At 69.5% G+C, this 19,887-nt stretch carries 24 protein-coding genes; 12 read left to right on the top strand and 12 right to left on the bottom strand.

The genetic code is table 11. The features are described from left to right. The first annotated feature begins 181 nt into the window (after positions 1-181). From rplC to Q8X39_RS13785, 11 genes are all read left to right on the top strand, one after another. Positions 182-862, top strand: coding sequence for a 50S ribosomal protein L3 (gene rplC / locus Q8X39_RS13835; protein WP_305750263.1), 681 nt, complete (start codon positions 182-184; stop codon positions 860-862). Next, a complete protein-coding gene (rplD, locus tag Q8X39_RS13830) occupies positions 862-1,482 on the top strand; it encodes a 50S ribosomal protein L4 (RefSeq protein WP_305750262.1) in 621 nt (206 codons plus the stop codon). The genes rplC and rplD overlap by 1 nt, the downstream gene beginning before the upstream one ends. After that, a complete protein-coding gene (gene rplW / locus Q8X39_RS13825; RefSeq protein ID WP_305750261.1) occupies positions 1,479-1,796 on the top strand; it encodes a 50S ribosomal protein L23 in 318 nt (105 codons plus the stop codon). The genes rplD and rplW overlap by 4 nt, the downstream gene beginning before the upstream one ends. Next, positions 1,796-2,620, top strand: a complete 825-nt coding sequence (gene rplB, locus Q8X39_RS13820) for a 50S ribosomal protein L2 (RefSeq protein ID WP_130482023.1) — start codon at positions 1,796-1,798, stop codon at positions 2,618-2,620. Before rplW ends, rplB begins: the two co-directional genes overlap by 1 nt. Positions 2,621-2,635: 15 nt before the next feature. Continuing rightward, positions 2,636-2,911, top strand: coding sequence for a 30S ribosomal protein S19 (gene rpsS / locus Q8X39_RS13815; protein ID WP_130482022.1), 276 nt, complete (start codon positions 2,636-2,638; stop codon positions 2,909-2,911). A 12-nt stretch (positions 2,912-2,923) separates the two neighbouring features. Then, a complete protein-coding gene (rplV, locus tag Q8X39_RS13810; RefSeq protein WP_305750260.1) occupies positions 2,924-3,253 on the top strand; it encodes a 50S ribosomal protein L22 in 330 nt (109 codons plus the stop codon). Positions 3,254-3,268: 15 nt separating this feature from the next. Further along, positions 3,269-4,117: a 30S ribosomal protein S3 gene (gene rpsC / locus Q8X39_RS13805; RefSeq protein WP_305750259.1), complete on the top strand. Its 849-nt coding sequence runs from the start codon at positions 3,269-3,271 to the stop codon at positions 4,115-4,117. Positions 4,118-4,120: 3 nt separating this feature from the next. Further along, the gene (gene rplP, locus Q8X39_RS13800) at positions 4,121-4,537 is read left to right on the top strand and encodes a 50S ribosomal protein L16 (RefSeq protein WP_305750258.1); all 417 of its coding nucleotides are present in this window, start codon (positions 4,121-4,123) and stop codon (positions 4,535-4,537) included. A gap of 17 nt (positions 4,538-4,554) precedes the next feature. Continuing rightward, a complete protein-coding gene (gene rpmC, locus Q8X39_RS13795) occupies positions 4,555-4,752 on the top strand; it encodes a 50S ribosomal protein L29 (protein WP_130482018.1) in 198 nt (65 codons plus the stop codon). Further along, on the top strand, positions 4,752-5,027 hold the full coding sequence (gene rpsQ, locus Q8X39_RS13790) for a 30S ribosomal protein S17 (protein WP_305750257.1): 276 nt from the start codon (positions 4,752-4,754) through the stop codon (positions 5,025-5,027). Before rpmC ends, rpsQ begins: the two co-directional genes overlap by 1 nt. Positions 5,028-5,208: 181 nt before the next feature. Beyond that, complete coding sequence (locus tag Q8X39_RS13785) at positions 5,209-5,715, top strand: peroxiredoxin (RefSeq protein ID WP_305750256.1); 507 nt, start codon at positions 5,209-5,211, stop codon at positions 5,713-5,715. A 77-nt stretch (positions 5,716-5,792) separates the two neighbouring features. Here the strand turns inward: Q8X39_RS13785 and Q8X39_RS13780 are convergent, their stop codons facing one another. The 12 genes from Q8X39_RS13780 to mpl form a co-directional block, all read right to left on the bottom strand. Next, the gene (locus tag Q8X39_RS13780) at positions 5,793-7,163 is read right to left on the bottom strand and encodes a zinc-ribbon and DUF3426 domain-containing protein (protein WP_305750255.1); all 1,371 of its coding nucleotides are present in this window, start codon (positions 7,161-7,163) and stop codon (positions 5,793-5,795) included. Positions 7,164-7,185: 22 nt separating this feature from the next. Continuing rightward, entirely contained in the window at positions 7,186-8,100 is a 915-nt protein-coding gene (prmA, locus tag Q8X39_RS13775; RefSeq protein WP_305750254.1) for a 50S ribosomal protein L11 methyltransferase, read from the bottom strand. After that, a complete protein-coding gene (gene accC / locus Q8X39_RS13770) occupies positions 8,097-9,449 on the bottom strand; it encodes an acetyl-CoA carboxylase biotin carboxylase subunit (RefSeq protein ID WP_305750253.1) in 1,353 nt (450 codons plus the stop codon). Before accC ends, prmA begins: the two co-directional genes overlap by 4 nt. 149 nt (positions 9,450-9,598) lie before the next feature. Next, entirely contained in the window at positions 9,599-10,066 is a 468-nt protein-coding gene (accB, locus tag Q8X39_RS13765) for an acetyl-CoA carboxylase biotin carboxyl carrier protein (protein ID WP_305750252.1), read from the bottom strand. Positions 10,067-10,448: 382 nt separating this feature from the next. Then, positions 10,449-11,024 (bottom strand): TlpA family protein disulfide reductase, encoded by a 576-nt coding sequence (locus tag Q8X39_RS13760; RefSeq protein WP_305750251.1) that lies wholly within the window; start codon positions 11,022-11,024, stop codon positions 10,449-10,451. Further along, positions 11,021-11,677, bottom strand: coding sequence for a hypothetical protein (locus Q8X39_RS13755; RefSeq protein WP_305750250.1), 657 nt, complete (start codon positions 11,675-11,677; stop codon positions 11,021-11,023). The genes Q8X39_RS13760 and Q8X39_RS13755 overlap by 4 nt, the downstream gene beginning before the upstream one ends. Positions 11,678-11,747: 70 nt before the next feature. After that, positions 11,748-12,539 carry a transglycosylase domain-containing protein gene (locus Q8X39_RS13750; protein ID WP_305750249.1) on the bottom strand — a complete coding sequence of 264 codons (792 nt, stop codon included), beginning with the start codon at positions 12,537-12,539 and terminating at the stop codon, positions 11,748-11,750. A gap of 34 nt (positions 12,540-12,573) precedes the next feature. Further along, positions 12,574-13,509, bottom strand: coding sequence for an energy transducer TonB (locus Q8X39_RS13745; protein ID WP_305750248.1), 936 nt, complete (start codon positions 13,507-13,509; stop codon positions 12,574-12,576). 25 nt (positions 13,510-13,534) lie between these two features. Further along, on the bottom strand, positions 13,535-15,613 hold the full coding sequence (locus Q8X39_RS13740) for a ribonuclease catalytic domain-containing protein (protein WP_305750247.1): 2,079 nt from the start codon (positions 15,611-15,613) through the stop codon (positions 13,535-13,537). A gap of 100 nt (positions 15,614-15,713) precedes the next feature. Then, positions 15,714-16,454: a 3-oxoacyl-ACP reductase FabG gene (gene fabG / locus Q8X39_RS13735; RefSeq protein ID WP_305750246.1), complete on the bottom strand. Its 741-nt coding sequence runs from the start codon at positions 16,452-16,454 to the stop codon at positions 15,714-15,716. A 37-nt stretch (positions 16,455-16,491) separates the two neighbouring features. Then, positions 16,492-17,109, bottom strand: coding sequence for a YqiA/YcfP family alpha/beta fold hydrolase (locus tag Q8X39_RS13730; RefSeq protein WP_305750245.1), 618 nt, complete (start codon positions 17,107-17,109; stop codon positions 16,492-16,494). 26 nt (positions 17,110-17,135) lie between these two features. Then, positions 17,136-18,509 carry a UDP-N-acetylmuramate:L-alanyl-gamma-D-glutamyl-meso-diaminopimelate ligase gene (gene mpl / locus Q8X39_RS13725; protein ID WP_305750244.1) on the bottom strand — a complete coding sequence of 458 codons (1,374 nt, stop codon included), beginning with the start codon at positions 18,507-18,509 and terminating at the stop codon, positions 17,136-17,138. A gap of 112 nt (positions 18,510-18,621) precedes the next feature. Here mpl and Q8X39_RS13720 point away from each other — a divergent pair, with 112 nt between their 5' ends. Then, on the top strand, positions 18,622-19,710 hold the full coding sequence (locus Q8X39_RS13720) for a 6-phosphofructokinase (protein ID WP_305750243.1): 1,089 nt from the start codon (positions 18,622-18,624) through the stop codon (positions 19,708-19,710). Positions 19,711-19,887 lie beyond the last annotated feature (177 nt).

The raw sequence follows: 19,887 nt of genomic DNA, 5'->3' as shown, positions 1-19,887 counted from the left end.
GCCTCGATCACGCATGTGCTAGCATCGCGAGCTTTCCCGGACGAGGGGCAACCCGCGTCCATTTCAAGCGCCCGCTGGAGAGTTCCGGCTGGCCCGGTCCGCGAGGATCGGGACGGCAGAGCCCGACAGACGAGCACATCAGTCAGCCCGGCCAATCGTTGTCGGGCATTGGAGAAGAACCATGACTACCCCCAACCCGGGCGAGCGCCTCGGTTTGCTGGGCCGCAAGGTGGGCATGATGCGCATCTTCACGGACGACGGCGATGCCGTGCCCGTGACGGTGCTCGACGTGTCCAACAACCGCGTGACCCAGGTCAAGTCGGTCGAGACCGACGGCTACGTCGCCGTGCAGGTCGCGTTCGGCAGCCGCAAGGCCTCCCGCATCACCAAGCCCGAAGCCGGTCACCTGGCGAAGGCTGGCGCTGATGGCGCGGAGCTGCTGCGCGAATTCCGTGTTCCCGCCGAAGTCGCCGCCGAGCTGAAGCCGGGTGCCACGATCGCTGCCAGCCTGTTCCAGGTCGGCCAGCAGGTCGACATCCAGGGCACCTCGATCGGCAAGGGCTTCGCCGGCACGATCAAGCGCCACAACTTCGGTTCGCAGCGCGCATCGCACGGCAACTCCCGCTCGCACAACGTGCCGGGCTCGATCTCGATGGCGCAGGACCCGGGCCGCGTGTTCCCGGGCAAGAAGATGTCCGGCCACCTGGGCGACGACACCGTCACGACCCAGAACCTCGACGTCGTGCGCATCGACGAAGCCCGCCAGCTGCTGCTGGTCAAGGGCGCGGTTCCTGGCGCCAAGGGTGGCTTCGTCACCGTGCGCCCGGCCGTCAAGGTCAAGCTCAAGAAAGGGGCCAACTGATGCAGCTCGAGCTCCTGAACGAGCAGGGTCAGGCCACCGCCAAGGTGGACGCGCCTGACACCGTGTTCGCCCGCGATTACAACGAAGCGCTGATCCATCAGCTCGTCGTCGCCTACCAGGCCAACGCGCGTCAGGGCACCCGTGCCCAGAAGACCCGCGCCGAAGTCCACCACTCGACGAAGAAGCCGTTCCGCCAGAAGGGCACCGGCCGCGCTCGCGCCGGTTCGACCGCCTCGCCCCTGTGGCGCAGCGGCGGCCGCATCTTCCCGAACAAGCCGGACGAGAACTTCAGCCAGAAGGTCAACAAGAAGATGTATCGCGCCGGCATGGCGTCGATCCTCTCGCAGCTGGCCCGCGAAGGCCGCCTGGCCGTGGTCGATTCGATCTCCATCGAAGCGCCCAAGACCAAGCTGCTGGCCGCCAAGCTGAAGGCGATGAACCTCGATCACGTGATGGTGATCTCCGACGCGATCGACGAGAACCTGTTCCTCGCCTCGCGCAACCTCGCCAATGTGCTGGTGGTCGAGCCGCGTTACGCCGATCCGCTGTCGCTGGTCTTCTACAAGAAGGTCCTGGTGACGAAGGCCGCCATCGAGCAGCTGCAGGAGATGTACGCATGAGCGCCGCACCCAAGTTCGACGAGGGCCGTCTGGCCCAGGTGCTGGTTGCCCCGATCATTTCGGAAAAGGCGACCCGCGTTGGTGAGAAGAACAACCAGGTGACCTTCAAGGTGCTCCAGGACGCCACCAAGACCGAGATCAAGGCCGCTGTTGAACTGATGTTCAAGGTCGAGGTCGCGTCGGTGAACGTGCTGAACATCAAGGGCAAGACCAAGCGCTTCGGCGGCCGCATCGGCCGTCGCGACCACCTGCGCAAGGCCTATGTTTCCCTGAAGGAAGGCCAGGAACTCAACTTCTCCGGGGAGGCCGCGTAATGGCTGTCGTCAAGGTCAAACCCACTTCGCCCGGCCGCCGTGCCGTGGTGAAGGTGGTGCACAAGCACCTGCACAAGGGTGCGCCGGAAGCTTCGCTGCTGGAACCGCAGAAGCAGAACTCCGGCCGCAACAACAACGGTCACATCACCATCCGTCACAAGGGCGGCGGTCACAAGCACCACTACCGTGTGGTGGACTTCCGTCGCAACAAGGATGGCATCCCGGCCAAGGTCGAGCGCATCGAGTACGACCCGAACCGCACGGCCCACATCGCGCTGGTGTGCTACGCCGACGGCGAGCGTCGCTACATCATTGCCCCGCGTGGCCTGGAAGTGGGTCAGACGGTCCTGAGCGGCGCCGAGTCGCCGATCAAGGCTGGCAACACCCTGCCGATCCGCAACATCCCGGTGGGTTCGACGATCCACTGCGTCGAGATGATGCCCGGCAAGGGCGCCCAGATCGCCCGTTCGGCTGGCACCTCGGTGACGCTGATGGCGCGCGAAGGCACCTACGCCCAGGTTCGCCTGCGTTCGGGTGAAGTGCGCAAGATCCACGTTGACTGCCGCGCCACGCTTGGCGAGGTCTCCAACGAAGAGCACAACCTGCGCCAGTACGGCAAGGCCGGTGCCAAGCGTTGGCTGGGTATCCGCCCGACCGTTCGCGGCACGGCAATGAACCCGGTGGACCACCCGCACGGCGGCGGCGAAGGCCGCACCGGCGAGGGCCAGGCCCCTGTGTCGCCGTGGAACACCCTGACCAAGGGCTACCGCACCCGCAACAACAAGCGCACGCAGACGTTCATCGTCTCGCGTCGCAAGAAGTAAAAGGGGAGCGAACACATGTCTCGTTCACTCAAGAAGGGTCCCTTCGTCGACCACCACCTGCTCGCGAAAGTCGAGAAGGCCGTGGCGACCAAGGACAAGAAGCCCGTCAAGACCTGGTCGCGTCGTTCGACCATCCTGCCCGAGTTCATTGGCCTGACGATTGCCGTGCACAACGGCAAGCAGCACGTGCCCGTGTATGTGTCCGACCAGATGGTCGGTCACAAGCTGGGCGAGTTCGCACTGACCCGTACGTTCAAGGGTCATCCGGCGGACAAGAAGGCCAAGCGCTAAGGAGTCGCAGCAATGGAAACCAAAGCAGTCGTGCGAGGCGTCCGCTTGTCCTGCGACAAGGGCCGTCTGGTCGCGGACATGATCCGTGGCAAGAAGGTCGATCAGGCGCTGAACATCCTGAACTTCACCCAGAAGAAGGCCGCCGGCATCATCAAGAAGGCGCTCGAGAGCGCCATCGCGAATGCCGAACACAACGATGGCGCTGACATCGATGAGCTGCGCGTCACCTCGATCTATGTCGAGCAAGGCGCCACGCTGAAGCGATTCGCGGCCCGCGCCAAGGGCCGTGGCAACCGCATCAGCAAGCCCACCGCGCACATCTACGTGACCGTCGGCAACTAAGGCAGGACGAAATCCATGGGACAGAAAATCCATCCGACCGGGTTCCGCCTGCCGGTGACGCGCAACTGGTCGTCGCGTTGGTACGCTGGCAATCGCCAGTTCGCCGCGATGCTGGCCGAAGACATCGAAGTTCGTGAGTTCCTGAAGAAGAAGCTCAAGAGCGCCGCGGTCTCGCGCATCACCATCGAGCGCCCGGCGAAGAACGCCCGCATCACGATCTACTCCGCCCGTCCGGGCGTGGTGATCGGCAAGAAGGGCGAGGACATCGAGAACCTGAAGGTCGAACTGGCCAAGATGCTGGGCGTGCCGGTGGCCGTCAACATCGAGGAAGTGCGCAAGCCCGAAGTCGATGCCCAGCTGATCGCCGAATCGATCACCCAGCAGCTCGAGAAGCGCATCATGTTCCGCCGCGCCATGAAGCGCGCGATGCAGAACGCGATGCGCCTGGGCGCCCAGGGCATCAAGATCATGTCGGCCGGCCGTCTGAACGGCATCGAGATCGCTCGCACCGAGTGGTATCGCGAAGGCCGTGTGCCCCTGCACACCCTCAAGGCCGACATCGACTACGGTTTCTCGGAAGCCAAGACCACCTACGGCGTCATCGGCGTCAAGGTCTGGGTCTACCGGGGTGACCGCCTGGCCAACGGCGAAGCGCCGCAACTGCGTGGTGAGGATCGTCCGGAAGACGATCGCCGCCGCCGCGGTCCGCGCAGCGACCGTCCGGGTGATCGTCGTGGCCCGCGTGGCCCCGCTCGTGGTGACGGCCCTGCCGGCGCCCCGTCGGCGGGCCCTGCTGGTGATGCCAAGCCGGGTGCCAAGCGCGTCGTTCGCGCGGCTGCACCGGCGGCTGCCAAAGGAGAGTAAGGAATGTTGCAACCATCGCGTCGCAAGTTCCGCAAGGAACAGAAGGGCCGCAACACCGGCCTCGCCACCCGTGGCGCCAACGTGTCGTTCGGCGAGTTTGGCCTGAAGGCCACCGAGCGTGGCCGCATCACCGCGCGCCAGATCGAAGCCGCCCGTCGTGCCATCTCGCGCCACATCAAGCGCGGCGGCCGCATCTTCATCCGGATCTTTCCGGACAAGCCGATTTCGCAGAAGCCGGCCGAAGTGCGTATGGGTAACGGCAAGGGCAACCCCGAGTACTACGTCGCCGAGATCCAGCCGGGCAAGGTGCTGTATGAACTCAACGGCGTGCCCGAAGATCTCGCCCGCGAGGCGTTCACGCTGGCCGCTGCGAAGCTGCCGCTGCGCACGACGTTCGTGACGCGTGGCTTTGGCGCCTGAGCGCAAGGAGAACATGGATGAAAGCCTCTGAACTCCGCGCCAAGGATGTCGCAGCTCTGGAGAAGGAAATCAGCGACCTGCTGAAGGCCCACTTCGGTCTGCGCATGCAAAAGGCCACGCAACAATTGAGCAACACCAACGTGCTCAAGCAGACGCGTCGCGACATCGCCCGCGCCCGCACGATCCTCGCCGAGAAGAAGAAGGGAGCTGCGTGATGAGCGAAGCCCAAACCCGCGCCAAGTCTGTCCGCACCTTCGTGGGCAAGATCGTCAGCGACAAGCGCGCGAAGACCGTGACCGTGCTGGTCGAGCGTCGTGCCAAGCACGAGCTCTACGGCAAGATCGTGGCCCGCTCGCGCAAGTACCACGCGCACGACGAGAACGGCGAATTCAAGATGGGCGACGTGGTCGAGATCACCGAGAGCCGTCCGCTGTCGAAGACCAAGAGCTGGGTCGTGACCCGCCTGGTCGAGAAGGCACGCACGGTCTGATGACCGGCCTGGTGTCGGCCTCGCGCCGGCACCGTCGCACCGACCCCGGTTGGCTGGCGGATTAGACGCCGCCGACCACCCCGAAACCGGACTGCTGGGATACTGGCAGCCCGGTTTTTTTGTGTCCGCGCGGCCCTCCCGGCGGACCGATCCTCACGGTTCAACGACTCTGGAGAAACAGATGCTGAAGGTTGGAGACAAGCTGCCCGCGGGCACGCTGCAGGAATTCATCGAGGTCGAAGGCAATGGCTGCTCGATCGGACCGAACAGCTTCGACGTGCAGAAGGAGACCGCCGGCAAGAAGGTCGCGATCTTCGCGCTGCCCGGCGCCTACACGCCGACCTGCTCGGCCAAGCACGTGCCCGGCTATGTCGAGGCAGCGGCCGACCTGAAGGCGGCCGGCGTGGACGAGATCTGGTGCGTGTCGGTCAACGACGCCTTCGTGATGGGCGCTTGGGGCCGCGAGCAGGGCACCGGCGGCAAGGTCCGCATGATGGGCGACGGCTCGGCCACTTTCACCCAGGCCACCGGCTTGACGCTGGACCTGACCGCGCGCGGCATGGGCCTGCGTTCGCAACGCTACTCGATGCTGGTCGAGGACGGCGTGGTCAAGACGCTGAACATCGAGGCACCCGGCGCCTTCGAGGTCAGCGACGCGCAGACCATGCTCAAGCAGGCACGCGGCTGATTGTCTCGACGCTGCCAAGCGCAAGGAGCAAGGGCGACCCTCGGGTCGCCCTTTTTCATGGTGGGCAGGACGGCGCGTCAGGGATAGAAGATCGCGACCGTGTAGCCGGCCACGCGACGGTCGGCGCTGGCGAAGTCGAGTTGCCAGTTGCCCTCCGCTTCGGCAGCCAGGGATGCCGGCTGGCGGAAGTCGGCCGGCGGCAGCACGCGCCGCACCACCAGCGCACCCGTGGCGTCGGTCAGGCTCAGTTCGACGTGGGGCGCGCGCACCTCATGGCCCGCGCGGTTGCGCAGCAGCAATTGCAGACGGTAGCCGTCGATGCCCGAGAGCTTGACCATGTTGCTGTTCTCGACCGCCAGCGCGTCCAGCAGCCGAGGCGGCTCGATCGTGCAGCCGAGCTGCTCGCAGGCCGCTTCCAGCACCGAACGTGCTGCGGGTGACTGGGCCGCCAGCAGGTCGCGCCGCATCAGGCCCAGTTGCAGGATCAGCCCGGCGGTGGCGAGCACGCACGCCAGCGCCAGGCCGACGCGCACCCACGGCTGCCGCCACCAGGCGGCACGGTCGGCATGGCGGACAAAGCTGGGCGAATGCTCGCCGGTGCTGAAGTCGGGCAGCGGATCGGTCCAGCCGTTGTCGGCCGGTCGGTCGACGGCACCGACCAGGGCATCGGAGCCATGCGCCAGTGGCGCCAGGCCGGAATCGCCGTTTGACGCGACGCCCGAAGGCGCCAGGTCGTCGAAGGAAGGCTCTGCATGCGATGTTGAGGCAGGCAGCGCGTTGACCGCATCCGCTCCGGGGCGGACGACCAGCAAGGCGTCGTCCTCGGTGCCGAAGCCCTCGTGGGCCAGGAAGACGGTGTCGCCGTCGGCATCGTCGAACGACTGTCGCCGTGCGCCGCGGGCCGCTTCCAGCTCATGCCGTTCGTGGACCGAACCGGCGGCGAGGTGATCCTGGCGCGGCGTCTCGTCGAACAGGTCATCGGACGGATGCCGCACGGTGCTGTCGAGGGGCGCAGGCGGGACGACCGCCTGGCCGTCCGCCTCGACCTCGGGCGCAACCGGCCGGGGAGCGGCTGCCGCACCGAATCCGCTGTTGCCCCAGCCGCTCTGACCGAAGCCGGAAGGCTCCGCCAGGCCGGACGTCGCCACCGCCGCGCCGGCTTGCCAGGACACGGGTGAAGGACGCTCGACAGGCGCTTCCGGGGCGGCAGGCGTCGGCGCCGGACGCTCCGGTTCAGGCAACCGACCGGCACCGCTGGCCAGGCCCTCGGGCGCCATCGGTCGCGAATGGCCGCTGCGCGAGCGTGTGCTCAGGTCGAACAGGCCTTCCAGCGCGTTGAAGACCGAATGGCAATGGCCGCAGCGGACCCAGCCCTCGGACACCTTGAGCTGGTCCTCGATGACCTTGAAGACGGTCCCGCAGGATGGACAGGACGTCGCGAGCGTCATGGGCGGACGGATCGGGCCACGCTCAGGCGCGGCGGCCGGTCAGCAGCACCCAGCCGTCTTCCTGATCGCCGGCCTCGAGCGCGACCCAGGGCGCGTAGGCGGCCTGGAGTTCCTCGGTCTGGCGGGCCAGGATGCCGGACAACACGAGATGGCCGCCCGGTGCGACGTGGCTGCACAGCAGCGGTGCCAGCAGCTTGAGCGGGGCCGACAGGATGTTGGCCAGCACGACCGGGTAGAGGCCGTCGGCACGCTCGGGCAGCCCGGCGGTCAGCGTCACGCCGTTGGCCGCCGCGTTGGCCTGCGTCGACTCGACGGCGGCCGGGTCGATGTCGACCGCGTCGATGCCGCGCGCGCCATGCAATGCTGCGCCGATGGCCAGGATGCCGGAGCCGCAGCCGTAGTCCAGCACACGGTCCCAGCCCTGCGCCTCGGCGGCGTGACGGGCGATCCAGCGCAGGCACATGCGGGTGGTCGGATGCGTGCCGGTGCCAAAGGCCAGGCCCGGATCCAGGCGCATGACCTGGCGGGCCTCGGCCGGCGGCTCATGCCAGGACGGCACGATCCAGAACTGCCCGGTGATGGGGACCGGGTCGAACTGCGACTGCGTCAGGCGGACCCAATCCTGCTCAGCCACCGTCTGCATCGACTGCACATGCACGCCGTCCGCGCCCGCCATGCCGTCCTGCGCCAGCAGGACGGTGAGGGCTTCGGTGGCGGCGTCCTCGTTCTCGAACAGCGCCTTCAGGACCGAGCGCTGCCAGCCGCGGATCTGCTCGGACAGCGTCGCCGGCATGCCCGGCTCGCCGAAGATCGGCGCCTCGTCGGGCGTGTCGGCATCGGCGTCCTCGACGGTGACGGCCAGCGCGTCCAGCTCCATCAGGATGTCGGAGATCTCGTCGACGCGCGCGGCCGGCGTCAGCAGCAGCAGCTCGATCATCGACGCTTGCGCCTTTCCATCCAGCCTTCCAGGTAGTGGATGCTGGTGCCGCCCTCGACGAAGGCGGCGTCGACCATCAGCTCGCGGTGCAGCGGGATGTTGGTGGAGATGCCGTCGACCAGCGTCTCGCTCAAGGCGCTGCGCATGCGTGCCAGCGCCTGCTCGCGGGTGTCGCCGTGGACGATGATCTTGCCGATCATCGAGTCGTAGTTCGGTGGCACGAAGTAGTTGGTGTACGCATGCGAGTCCACGCGCACGCCCGGGCCGCCGGGCGGATGCCACATCGTGATGCGGCCGGGCGAGGGCATGAAGGTGTAGGGGTCCTCGGCGTTGACGCGGCACTCGATCGAGTGGCCGCGCAGCGGCACCTGCTTCTGCGTGAACGAGAGCTTCTCGCCCGCCGCGATGCGGATCTGCTGCTGGACGATGTCCACGCCCGTGACCAGCTCGGTCACCGGATGCTCGACCTGCACGCGGGTGTTCATCTCGATGAAGAAGAACTCGCCGTTCTCGAACAGGAACTCGAAGGTGCCGGCGCCGCGGTAGCCGATCTTCTTGCAGGCGGCGGCGCAGCGTTCGCCGACCTTCTCGATCACCTTGCGCGGGATGCCTGGCGCCGGCGCTTCCTCGATGATCTTCTGGTGGCGGCGCTGCATGGAGCAGTCGCGCTCGCCCAGCCAGACGGCGTTGCCGTGCGTGTCGGCCAGCACCTGGATCTCGATGTGGCGCGGGTTCTCGAGGAACTTCTCCATGTAGACCGACGGGTTGCCGAAGGCCGCTCCGGCCTCGGCACGGGTGGTCTGGACCGCGTTGAGCAGCGCCGCCTCGGTGTGCACCACGCGCATGCCGCGACCGCCGCCGCCGCCGGCCGCCTTGATGATCACCGGGTAGCCGATCTGGCGGCCGATGCGCACGATTTCCTTGTTGTCGTCCGGCAGCGCGCCCGGCACGCCCGGCACGGTCGGCACGCCGGCCTCGACCATCGCGGCCTTGGCCGAGACCTTGTCGCCCATCAGGCGGATCGACTCGGGCGTCGGGCCGATGAAGGCGAAGCCGCTCTTCTCGACGCGCTCGGCGAAGTCGGCGTTCTCCGACAGGAAGCCGTAGCCGGGGTGGATCGCCTCGGCGTCGGTCACCTCGGCCGCCGCGATGATCGCGGGCATGCTGAGGTAGCTCTGGGCCGACGGCGCCGGGCCGATGCAGACGGCCTCGTCGGCCAGCTTGACGTACTTGGCGTCGCGGTCGGCTTCCGAATAGACGACCACCGCGCGGATGTCCATCTCGCGGCAGGCGCGCTGGATGCGCAGGGCGATTTCCCCGCGGTTGGCTATGAGAATTTTCTTGAACATGGTGCCTCGGCTCTGGGCCCTAGCGGGCTGTGCCCGGTGACCGGACGGCACGGCAGCGCGGCCGTCCGGTGGTTCGACGACCCTCCGGCGGACGGAGGGCGGCGATCAGGGTCTCGTGAACGTCTGTCCCGTCGCGCGGGAGGCCGGAATCACTCGATGATGAACAGCGGTTGGCCGTATTCGACCGGCTGGCCGTTCTCGACCAGGACCTTCGTGATCACGCCAGCCTTGTCGCTGTCGATCTCGTTCATGATCTTCATCGCCTCGATGATGCACAGCGCCTGGCCTTCCTTGACCTGCTGGCCGACGTCGGCCAGCGGCTTGGCGCCAGGGTTCGAGGCGCGGTAGAAGGTGCCGACCATCGGCGACTTGACCATGTGACCGGTGACGGCCGGCGCGGCAGCCTCCAGCGGCACGGCGGCGGCGACCTGGGCCGGCGCGGGTGCAGCGGCCAGCGCCGGTGCGGCGGCCACCATGACCGGCGCGGCAGCGGCCTGGATCACGGTCGGCGGTGCCTTGACGATGCGCACCTTGCCTTCGGCTTCGGTGATCTCCAGTTCGGACACGTTGGACTCCGACACCAGGTCGATCAGGGTCTTGAGCTTGCGAAGGTCCATGCGAGGCGCTCCAGGGTTGTTTTGCTTGGGAAGTTCGGACGCCGCTGGGGCTGTCGCGTTGCGTGACTTGCTCATGCGCGGGCGCACCATCCAAAAGTTGTGGGATCACCGCCGGGCGACCACTGCCGCGAGGGACGCCGGGCAGCGGGACTGCAAGCGGCCGGTCGTGCCAGCCGGTGCCGTGAGGGCCGTGCGCGGCAGGTCATCGGGGCGATGAACCGGCCGGCCGAGAGGGCCGAGGCGGCGACGTTCTGCACCGGAAGCGGTGGGTTTCCGAGGCGAAACCCGGACTTTACGCGCTTTTCGGCCCAAAAAGCGCCTTGACAGGCGATCGCTTGGGGCGACCGGCCCGGACGCGGGACGTCGGCCCGGGGCGCCTCGATCAGAGGCCGAGCGCCTTGGACCAGGCGGCCAGGTCGGCCTCCTGGGTCTCGCCGAGCTTGCGGATGATCGGCTCGCCGGCGGCGTTGAAGACGACGGTGAAGGGCAGGCCGCCCTGTTCGTTGCCCAGCTGGCGGGCCAGTTCGGTGCCGGAGAAGCCGGTCAGGCCGATCGGGAAGCTGACCGGCGTCTTGAGCAGGTACTCGCGCACCGGCGACGGGCTGTCGACCGCCAGGCCCAGCACCGTCAGGCCGTGGTCGGCATGCTTGCGGGCCCAGGCGTCGAGCAGTGGCATCTCGCGCACGCAGGGCGGGCACCAGGTGGCCCAGAAGTTGATCGCCAGCGGCTTGCCCTTGAGGCTGGCCAGCTCGATGCGGCCGCCTTCGGGCCGGTCGAAGCCCAGGCTCCAGACGTCGCCGCCGTTGGCCGATGCCGCATCGGCGGTGGCCGGCGCGGCAGCCGATGCGGCCGTCGAGGGGGTCGAGGCGGTCGAGCCTGACCGGCGCAGCGACCAGCCGATTCCAGCGACGAGGGCGACACCGGCGACGGCGCCGAGGGTGAGGTTGCGACGGTTCATGCGGCAGTTCCAGCGGGGTCTTGGGGATGTTCGGGATCGGTGTCCCGCGCGTCGTGCGCGATCAGGCGGCGCAGCGCGGCCAGGTCTCCGCGCTGGGGGCGACCGCGCGCGTCGGGCTTGAGCGCGCCGCGCAGGTCGTCGTGGTCCAGCACGCTCAGGCGCACCAGCACATGCGTGCGCAGCGGCTGGCAGGGTAGCTCGCACAGCAGCGTGTCGATCGGCTGGCCGCGCGGTCCGGGCGCCGAAGCCACGTCGAAATCCACGCCCGCGTCGAGCAGCGCGATCTCGGCGGACTTGCTGTCCTCGCAGTACAGCTCGATGTGGACGGTCGAGCGCTGCGTCGCCGTGCCGCGCCAGACCGCGCCGCACAGGTGTGGCCGGAACGCCGGCCAGCGCGCCATCCACTGGGCCGCCAGCTCGCGCAGCGCACGCAGTTCGCCCGGCTGGGTGTCGGCGCAGAACAGCGCCAGGTGCTCGCGCACGGCGTCTTCCAGCAGCTCGTTGTCGGGCAGTTCGGCACCGCCGCGCCGGCCGCCGGTGCGCAGTCCCAGGCTGTCGGCGGCGCGGCGCTTGGCCGGGCCATACTCCATGCCCTCGTCGACCACCAGGCGGGCGGCGACGGCAGCGATTTCCAGGGTCAGGTCCGAAGTCACGGGGCAGTCCTTGTCGCCAGTCTGGGGAACGCGAAACAGCGTGGGAACACGGCGCCGGCCGACGACGGGATCAGGGCAGGGCGACCGCACCCATGCGTGCGGCGACGGTGCCGGCGCGGCCCACCACGTAGGCCAAATCCGGCCGCTTCTCGAAGCGCTTGGGGGCCGGCAGCATCACCGCCAGGCGCGCCGCCTGCATCGCCGAGAGCGTGCGGGCATCCTGCCGGAAGTAGTGGCGTGCCGCCGCCTGGGCGCCGAACAGGCCTTCGCCCCACTCGACGTTGTTCAGGTAGATCTCCAGGATGCGCCGCTTGGGCAGCAGCGCTTCCAGCATCAGCGTGATGACCAGCTCCTGCGCCTTGCGTGCGGCGGTGCGCTCGCCCGACAGGAACAGGTTCTTGGCCAGCTGCTGGCTGATGGTCGATCCGCCGACCAGCTTGGGCTGCACCGGCGTGCTCGCCGCCGGTGCGGGCCTGCCGCGCTGGGCCAGGCGTTCCTCGCGCTTCTGGCGTGCCTCGTTGAGCTGTTCGGCGCGGGCCTCGGCCTTCTGGTTGCGGCTCCAGGCCTTCTCGATCGCGTCCCATTCGACGCCGCTGTGGTCGGCAAAGCCGGCGTCCTCGCTGGCGATCACCGCCCGCTTGAGGTGGTCGGCGATCTGGTCGCCGTCGACCCAGCGCTGGCTCCAGTCGACCCGCTGCTTCTCGACGGCCAGGCGCCAGATCTCGCTGCGCTGGAAGGCGGTCGACTCGGGGGCGACGACGCGCATCAGCGCGATCCGGCCAGCGAAGAAGAGCTGCAGGCCGATCCCGCTCAGCAGGACCAGCAGCGCCAGGCGCAGGACATGGGTGCGCAGGGAGCGCATCGCGGTTCTCTCCGGGGGGTGCGGTCGATCGGTCTCAGCGCGCGGCCGGATCGGCCGCGCGCTGGACGCTGGCGTCCTCGACGTTGGCCTTCAGGCCCTCGTCACGCGTGAAGCGGAAGCGCGAGACGAACACCAGCTGGTCGAACTGGGACCGCATCGCCGCGCTGAACTCGCCGTAGGGGCCGGCACCCCGCACGATCACCAGCGCGCGCTTGTCCAGGCCGGCGTTGCCCGAGCCCTGCACGACCTCGGCCTCGACCACCCGGCCGTAGGTGTCGACGGCGACCAGCACCGTCAGCTCGCCGTAGAGCTTCCGGCCGTTGGCGGTCGGGAAGTTGCGCGTGCCGACGTCCTCGATGCGGTGGCGCAGCTGGTCGTAGTACAGCGCGTGCACGCCTTCGCGGGCGGCCGGCCCGACGTAGCGGCGACGCGGCCGGGTGTTCTCGACCTGGATGCGCTTCTCGATCTCGGCCAGCAGGTTGAGCAGCTGGCGGCGTCGGTCCTCGTCGGCCGGACGCAGGCGCGGCGCGCCGGCCTGGCGCTGCTCGGGCGAGGGCAGGCTGGCCAGCTCGCGCTTGACCTGGGCGAGCAGCTGCATCTGCTGGTTCTGCATCTGCTCGAGCTGGCGGCGGGTCTCCTCCAGCGCGTCGCCGGTCTGGTTGGCGACCATCGGCGGCAGCGGCGAGGTCGACCGGCCGCGCTCCGCATCGCCGCCGCCGGTCAGGTTGCGCTGCGCGATCACCTGAGCGTTGGGCGGCGCGGTGGCGCTGCTGGCGTTGATCAGCACGACCTCCAGCGGCGTGTCGTCCAGCACCCGGCGCAGGGATTCCGGATCGACGAAACGCACCGTCAGCAACGCCGCATGGACCAGCACCGACACCACCAGCGCGCGCTGCAGCGTGCTCAGGCTGCGCCAGGTCTGCCGGCTGAACAGGCGGCGCAGGTCGGGCTTGTGCAGGGCCAGGCGCATGACGGGGCGGGTGGTGTCGCGAGGCTCAGGCGGCGGGCGGCGGGGCGGCGGCCGGCGCCTCGGCGTCGTCCCCATCGGCCAGGTCGATGGCCAGCGCCAGCGGCGCGGCGGCGGCGCCCTCTTCGGCGTCCGCCTCGTCGTCGCCGGGGGCGGCGTCGGCATCGGCCGGGACGTCGTCGAGGCGGGCCACCACGCTGCCGCCGATGTCCAGCGTCAGCAGGTCGGGCTCGCCCAGGCGGACCCGCACATGCGCGCCGCGCGGCAGGCTCTCGGCACCGACCGCGCGCAGCACCAGCGGCAGGTTGTCGGCGCGCACCAGGCCGTCCTTCATCGCGGTGGCCGTGATCTCGGTCGTGCCGGACTGCTGCAGCCAGCGCAGCGTCCAGTAGCGCTCCATGCCGTTCTGGAAGCCGTTGTAGGCGGTGTAGGCGGCGTCGAAGCCGCTGATGACGGCCAGCAGCGTCGTGTCCTTGGGCTTGAACGGCGCGGCCAGCGCGGCGGTCGAGCCGTGGCGGGCGCAGGCAATGATCTGCCACTGGTTGACCAGGTCGACGTAGCGCCGCAGCGGCGAGGTCGCCCAGGTGTAGTGCGCCACGCCCATGCCGGCGTGCGGCAGCGCGCGGGTCGACATGCGCACCTTGATGCCCGGCGCCATGCTGGCCTGGCTGCGGTAGATGCCCGGCACGCCCAGCGCGGCCAGCCAGCCGCCCCAGGTGTTGTTGGCCAGGATCATGGCCTCGGCCACGATCAGGTCCAGCGGGGCGCCACGACGGCGTTCGCTGATCTGCACCGTCTCGACGCCGGTCGGCGGCTCGCTCGGCGACTGGCCGGCGGCATCGACCAGGCGGAAGTTGTAGTCCGGCCGGTTGAAGTTCTCGGGCTTGCCGCGCACCACCTCGCGCTGCGCCTTCAGGTGGCGTGCCAGGCGGTGGGCGAAGGTCAGCTCGGGCGCGAAGTCGAACTCCGCCGGTGCCTCGCCGTTGAGCGCTGCCTCGGTCACGACCGCGTCGAGCCGGTCATGGCGCAGGTTGGCGGCGATGGGCACGCGCTCGAGCTTCGTCTCGCTGGCCTGCACCGCCAGCGTGGCCTCGTCGAAGGTCACGTAGAGCGACACGGCGGGGCAGTCGCGGCCCTCCAGCAGCGTGTAGGCCTGCACCACCTCGTCGGGCAGCATGGTGATCTTCCAGCCCGGCATGTAGACGGTGGAATTGCGGTCCCGCGCGACCTTGTCGACGGCCGAATCCGGCGTGATCGCCAGGCCCGGCGCGGCGATGTGGATGCCCATCACGACGGTGCCGCTGCCCAGGCCCTGGAAGGACAGCGCATCGTCGATCTCGGTGGTCGACGAGTCGTCGATCGAGAAGGCCCGCACCGGCGCCAGCGGCAGCTCGGCGGTGATGGCCGGCGCGACCAGCCCGGCCGGGAAGCCCGGGCCCTTGGGGAACTGGTCGAACAGGAAGCGGCGCCAGTGGAACTGGTAGGGACTGTCGATCGCTCCGGCCGCCAGCAGCAGGTCCAGCGGCGCACGCTGGGCACGCTTGGCGGCGTCGACCACGGCCTTGTATTCCGGCGCGTTCTTGTCGGGCTTGAACAGGATCTTGTAGAGCTGCACGCGCACCGGCTGCGGGCACTCGCCGGCGATCAGCTGCTCGGCCCAGGCCGCCATCTGCGCGGCCTGCTGGGCCTTGCGCTCGATGCCCAGCAGGGCGGCCTTGACGATCTCCTCCGGCGCCTTGCGGAACTGGCCCTTGCCGGCGCGGCGGAAGTAGTGCGGCGCACCGTGCAGGCGGAACAGCGCGGCGGCCTGCTGGGCCGTGCCGGCGCTGGCGTCGAAGTAGTCGCGGGCAAAGTCGGCGAAGCCGAAGTCCTCCTCCGGCGCGAACTCCCAGGCCAGGTCCAGGTCGATGGTCTCGGCCAGGCGCTGACCCTCGGCCAGCAGCTCGGCCGGTGCCGGCTTGTCGAAGCGCAGCATCACGTTGGCGGCCTTGACCTTGACGCGCTTGCCCGAGTCGAGCTCGACCTGCAGCGAGCTTTCGGCTTCGGAAAGGACACGACCGGCAAGGAACTTGCCGGCTTCATCGAACAGGGCGTAAGTCGAAGGCATAGGGCGCGGATTGTGGCAGGGGCGGCATGACCGGCCGCCCCTGCCGCCCGTGACGAATGCCTGCGTATTCAGCCAGCGAACGCTGCGCCCAGGGTGGGCGTCAAACCGTCAAGCCGCCTGCCACCTCGATCACGGCGCCGTTGACGTAGCTGGCCTCGTCGCTGGCCAGGAAGGCATAGACGCTGGCGATCTCCTCGGGCTGGCCGAGCCGGCGCAGCGGTACCTCGGCGCGCATCTGGGTGACCAGCTTGTCGGGGATGGTCGCGAGGATCGGCGTCTCGATGAAGCCCGGCGCGACCGCGTTGACGCGGATGCCCTTCGGGCCCAGCTCGCGGCTCCAGGTCTTGGCAAAGCCGATCACGCCGAACTTGCTGGCCGCGTAGTTGGTCTGGCCGTAGTTGCCGTAGATGCCGACCACGCTGCTGGCCAGCAGGATCACGCCCGAGCCCTGCTCGACCATGGTGTCGGTGACCGCCTGCGAGCAGTGGAAGACCGCCCGCAGGTTGACGTCGATGACGGCGTCGAACTGCTCGATCGTCATCTTCTGCAGCCGCGCGTCGCGGGTGATGCCGGCGTTGTTGACCAGCACGTCGATGCGGCCGAACTGCTCGCGCACGGCGGCCACCATCGCGTCGACCGCCGCCCGGTCGGTCACGTCGACCGCATGGCCGACGGCCTGCGCACCGGCCGCCCGGCATGGCGCGACGGCCGCCTCGACGGCCTCGGGCTTCATGTCGACGACCACGACGACGGCGCCTTCGCGGGCGAACTTCAGCGCAGTGGCCAGGCCGATGCCCTGGGCCGCGCCGGTGATGATGGAGACCTTGTTCTGCAGACGCATGGTGGCTGGGGTTCGGGGTTGTGGGACGGGTGGGAAATCAGGTCGCCGGGTCGAAGCCGAGGAAGGCCAGCAGGTCGGGCAGGTGGTCCTCGAAGTCGCCCAGCGCGTGGTCGCTGCCGTCGACCAGCACGCCGGAGCAGCCGGCCGACACGGGGTAGCGCGCCCGCATCTCGCGCCAGTCCAGCACCTCGTCGCCGGTGGCGATGACGGCGTGGTAGCGCGATGGCCGGGTCAGCGGCTCGGGCGGCTGCAGCGCGCGCAGCTCGTCGATGAACTCGGCGCGGAAGAAGAAGCCTTGCTGCGGGTCCTGCGGGTCATGCCAGCTGGTCTGCTCGCCGATGTGCTTCGCGAGGTCGCGGGCCGGCTCCACGGCTGGGTTGAGCAGCACCGCCGGCCAGCCGTGGCGCTCGGCCACGACGGTGGCGTACCAGCCGCCCAGCGAGCTGCCGATGACCGCGCTGCGCCCGGCCGGCCAGCCGGCGATGCCCGCCTCGATCAGCGCGATGGCCTCGGCCGGCGAGGGCGGCAGCTGCGGGCACCAGAAGGTCAGCCCCGGCGCGCGCTCGGCGGCCCAGCGGGCCATGCGTCGCGCCTTGATCGACTGCGGCGAGGACCGGAAGCCATGCAGGTAGAGCAGGTGGGTCGGCGCGGGCATCGCTCGGGTCGTCGGCCGCTTGACGCTCAGCTGCGCCGCTGCGCCAGCGCGTCCAGCAGCTTCTGGTGGATGCCGCCGAAGCCGCCGTTGCTCATGCACAGCACGTGGTCGCCGGGCCGGGCGGCCTTCACGACGGCGGCGATCAGCCGGTCGATCTGGTCATGCACCTGCACCTGTTCGCCCAGCGGCGCCAGCGCGGCGGCGGCATCCCAGCCCAGGCCGGCGCTGTGGCAGAAGCTCAGGTCGGCCTCTTCCAGTGCCCAGGGCAGCAGCGCGGCCATGGTGCCGAGCTTCATCGTGTTCGAGCGCGGCTCGAAGACCGCCAGGATGCGGTCCAGCCCGACCTTGCGGCGCAGGCCGTTGACGGTGGTGCGGATGGCGGTCGGGTGGTGCGCGAAGTCGTCGTAGACCTTGATGCCGCCAGCTTCGCCGCGCAGTTCCAGGCGGCGGCGCACGTTCTCGAAGCGACCCAGCGCGGCCCCGGCCGCCTCCGGCGTCACGCCGACCGACTCGGCCGCCGCGATCGCCGCCAGCGCGTTGAGCTGGTTGTGCTCGCCCAGCAGCGACCACTCGACCCGCGCCACCTTCAGGCTGCCGCGCAGCACGTCGAAGGCATGCGGCTCGCCACGGGCGCGCAGCGCGCCGGGTGTCTCCTTTCGGGCGCCGAACCAGGCGACCTCGGACCAGCAACCGCGCTCGAGCACGCGCTGCAGGCTGTCCTCGCGCTGGTTCACCACCAGGCGCCCGGCCCGCGGCACGGTCCGCACCAGGTGATGGAACTGCGTCTCGATGGCCGCCAGGTCCGGGAAGATGTCGGCGTGGTCATGCTCCAGGTTGTTCAGCACGGCGGTGCGCGGCCGGTAGTGCACGAACTTGCTGCGCTTGTCGAAGAAGGCGGTGTCGTACTCGTCCGCTTCAATGACGAACGGGGCCCCCACGCTCGCCACTGCGCCGAGCCTCGCCGACACCCCGAAGTTCTGCGGCACCCCGCCGACCAGGAAGCCCGGCTGCAGCCCGGCCACGTCGAGGATCCAGGCCAGCATGGACGTGGTGGTGGTCTTGCCGTGCGTGCCGGCGACGGCCAGCACATGGCGCCCGGCCAGCACATGGTCGGCCAGCCACTGCGGCCCGCTGGTGTAGCGCGCACCGGCGTCGAGGATGGCCTCCATCAGCGGGTTGCCCCGGCTGACGACGTTGCCGATCACGTAGAGATCCGGCTCCAGCGCCATCTGCGCCGGGTCCCAGCCCTCGATCAGCTCGATGCCGAGCGCGCGCAGCTGGTCGCTCATCGGCGGATAGACATTCGCGTCGCAGCCGGTCACCCGATGACCCGCCTCCCGCGCCAGCGCCGCCAGGCCCCCCATGAAGGTGCCGCAGATGCCGAGGATGTGGATGTGCATCCGAGGATTCTAGGAGTCGGGGGAGGGGTCTCGACCGCTCGCCACCCGCACGCCGATGTGCGAGAAACCCGCTTGACGCAACCTCCAATCAACCTCTTTCGGAGCCTCCCACATGACGTCGACGCCCACCCCTCGCATCGGCATCCTCACTGGCGGCGGTGACTGCCCGGGGCTGAATGCGGTCATCCGCGCCGTCACCAAGTCGCTGATCCACCAGTGCGGCGCCGAGGTCATCGGCATCGAGGATGGCTTCCTCGGCCTGATCGAGCGGCGCGTCCGGCCGCTGGACTGGCGCGGCGTCAGCGGGATCCTGGCGACCGGGGGGACGCTGCTGGGGACCAGCAACACCGCCAGTCCGTTCAGCTTCCAGGGCCGTGACGTGTCGGCCGAGGTGCTGGCCTATGCCCGCGACACGATCGGGCTGCAGGCGCTGGTGGCGATCGGGGGCGACGGGACCATGACGATCGCCGGGCGGCTCAGCGACATGGGCTTGCCGGTCGTGGGCGTGCCCAAGACCATCGACAACGACATCGCCTGCAACGAGCGCAGCTTCGGCTTCGACACCGCCGTGGCCATCGTCACCGAGGCGCTGGAGCGGGTGCAGACCACCGGCCAGAGCCACGGCCGGGTGATGGTGGTCGAGACCATGGGCCGCTACGCCGGCTGGATCGCGCTGGAGGCCGGCATCGCCGGCGCGGCCGACGTGATCCTGCTGCCGGAGATCGCCTACGACCCGGACCGCGTCGCCGCCTTCTGCGCCGAACGGGCCGGCCGGCAGCGCTACACCGTCATCTGCATCGCCGAAGGCGCCTGCGCGAAGGGTGCTGGGCTGACGGTCGAACGCACGATCGCCGACAGCCCCGATCCGCTGCGGCTGGGCGGCGTCGGCCATGTGCTGCGCGCGCAGCTGGAGGCCCGCTTGCCGGCGCTGGGCGTGCGCTCGGACGTGCGGGCGACGGTACTGGGCCATGTGCAGCGCGGCGGCAGCCCGACGCCCTTCGACCGCGTGCTCGCGACGCGCTACGGCCACGCGGCCGCGCAGGCGATCCGGCGCGGCGAGTTCCACCGCATGGTGTCGCTGCAGCGCGGCGAGATGGTCACGGTGCCGCTGTCGGAGGTTGCCGGCCGCAACCGCACCGTGCCGCCAGACCACCCGCTGGTGGTCTGCGCGCGCGACATCGGCGTCTGCCTGGGGGACTGACAGCCCCCGGCTGCGGTGTACCGCAGCCACCCCCCGTGGGGGTGCCGGCCGGCTTGGGGCGGCCCGGCGCTCGGCCGGACAAGAAGCCCAGGCTGCGGCCTCGTTGGTCGACTTGGGGCGGCCCGGCGCTCGGCCGGCTGAACCGCCCTCCCATCACGCCTGGCTTCGTACCGGGCT

This window comes from Leptothrix discophora (assembly GCF_030705305.1).
GTDB lineage: Bacteria > Pseudomonadota > Gammaproteobacteria > Burkholderiales > Burkholderiaceae_C > Sphaerotilus > Sphaerotilus discophorus.
The sequence above is the reverse complement of the archived record's forward strand: the minus strand, read 5'-3'. Positions and strand labels throughout refer to the sequence as shown.

Excerpts from the sequence above, each read along its gene's own strand:
- rplC (WP_305750263.1), top strand. The coding sequence starts at position 182 with ATGACTACCCCCAACCCGGGCGAGCGCCTCGGTTTGCTGGGCCGCAAG.
- rplD (WP_305750262.1), top strand. The coding sequence starts at position 862 with ATGCAGCTCGAGCTCCTGAACGAGCAGGGTCAGGCCACCGCCAAGGTG.
- rplW (WP_305750261.1), top strand. The coding sequence starts at position 1,479 with ATGAGCGCCGCACCCAAGTTCGACGAGGGCCGTCTGGCCCAGGTGCTG.
- rplB (WP_130482023.1), top strand. The coding sequence starts at position 1,796 with ATGGCTGTCGTCAAGGTCAAACCCACTTCGCCCGGCCGCCGTGCCGTG.
- rpsS (WP_130482022.1), top strand. The coding sequence starts at position 2,636 with ATGTCTCGTTCACTCAAGAAGGGTCCCTTCGTCGACCACCACCTGCTC.
- rplV (WP_305750260.1), top strand. The coding sequence starts at position 2,924 with ATGGAAACCAAAGCAGTCGTGCGAGGCGTCCGCTTGTCCTGCGACAAG.
- rpsC (WP_305750259.1), top strand. The coding sequence starts at position 3,269 with ATGGGACAGAAAATCCATCCGACCGGGTTCCGCCTGCCGGTGACGCGC.
- rplP (WP_305750258.1), top strand. The coding sequence starts at position 4,121 with ATGTTGCAACCATCGCGTCGCAAGTTCCGCAAGGAACAGAAGGGCCGC.
- rpmC (WP_130482018.1), top strand. The coding sequence starts at position 4,555 with ATGAAAGCCTCTGAACTCCGCGCCAAGGATGTCGCAGCTCTGGAGAAG.
- rpsQ (WP_305750257.1), top strand. The coding sequence starts at position 4,752 with ATGAGCGAAGCCCAAACCCGCGCCAAGTCTGTCCGCACCTTCGTGGGC.
- Q8X39_RS13785 (WP_305750256.1), top strand. The coding sequence starts at position 5,209 with ATGCTGAAGGTTGGAGACAAGCTGCCCGCGGGCACGCTGCAGGAATTC.
- Q8X39_RS13780 (WP_305750255.1), bottom strand. The coding sequence starts at position 7,163 with ATGACGCTCGCGACGTCCTGTCCATCCTGCGGGACCGTCTTCAAGGTC.
- prmA (WP_305750254.1), bottom strand. The coding sequence starts at position 8,100 with ATGATCGAGCTGCTGCTGCTGACGCCGGCCGCGCGCGTCGACGAGATC.
- accC (WP_305750253.1), bottom strand. The coding sequence starts at position 9,449 with ATGTTCAAGAAAATTCTCATAGCCAACCGCGGGGAAATCGCCCTGCGC.
- accB (WP_305750252.1), bottom strand. The coding sequence starts at position 10,066 with ATGGACCTTCGCAAGCTCAAGACCCTGATCGACCTGGTGTCGGAGTCC.
- Q8X39_RS13760 (WP_305750251.1), bottom strand. The coding sequence starts at position 11,024 with ATGAACCGTCGCAACCTCACCCTCGGCGCCGTCGCCGGTGTCGCCCTC.
- Q8X39_RS13750 (WP_305750249.1), bottom strand. The coding sequence starts at position 12,539 with ATGCGCTCCCTGCGCACCCATGTCCTGCGCCTGGCGCTGCTGGTCCTG.
- Q8X39_RS13745 (WP_305750248.1), bottom strand. The coding sequence starts at position 13,509 with ATGCGCCTGGCCCTGCACAAGCCCGACCTGCGCCGCCTGTTCAGCCGG.
- Q8X39_RS13740 (WP_305750247.1), bottom strand. The coding sequence starts at position 15,613 with ATGCCTTCGACTTACGCCCTGTTCGATGAAGCCGGCAAGTTCCTTGCC.
- fabG (WP_305750246.1), bottom strand. The coding sequence starts at position 16,454 with ATGCGTCTGCAGAACAAGGTCTCCATCATCACCGGCGCGGCCCAGGGC.
- Q8X39_RS13730 (WP_305750245.1), bottom strand. The coding sequence starts at position 17,109 with ATGCCCGCGCCGACCCACCTGCTCTACCTGCATGGCTTCCGGTCCTCG.
- mpl (WP_305750244.1), bottom strand. The coding sequence starts at position 18,509 with ATGCACATCCACATCCTCGGCATCTGCGGCACCTTCATGGGGGGCCTG.
- Q8X39_RS13720 (WP_305750243.1), top strand. The coding sequence starts at position 18,622 with ATGACGTCGACGCCCACCCCTCGCATCGGCATCCTCACTGGCGGCGGT.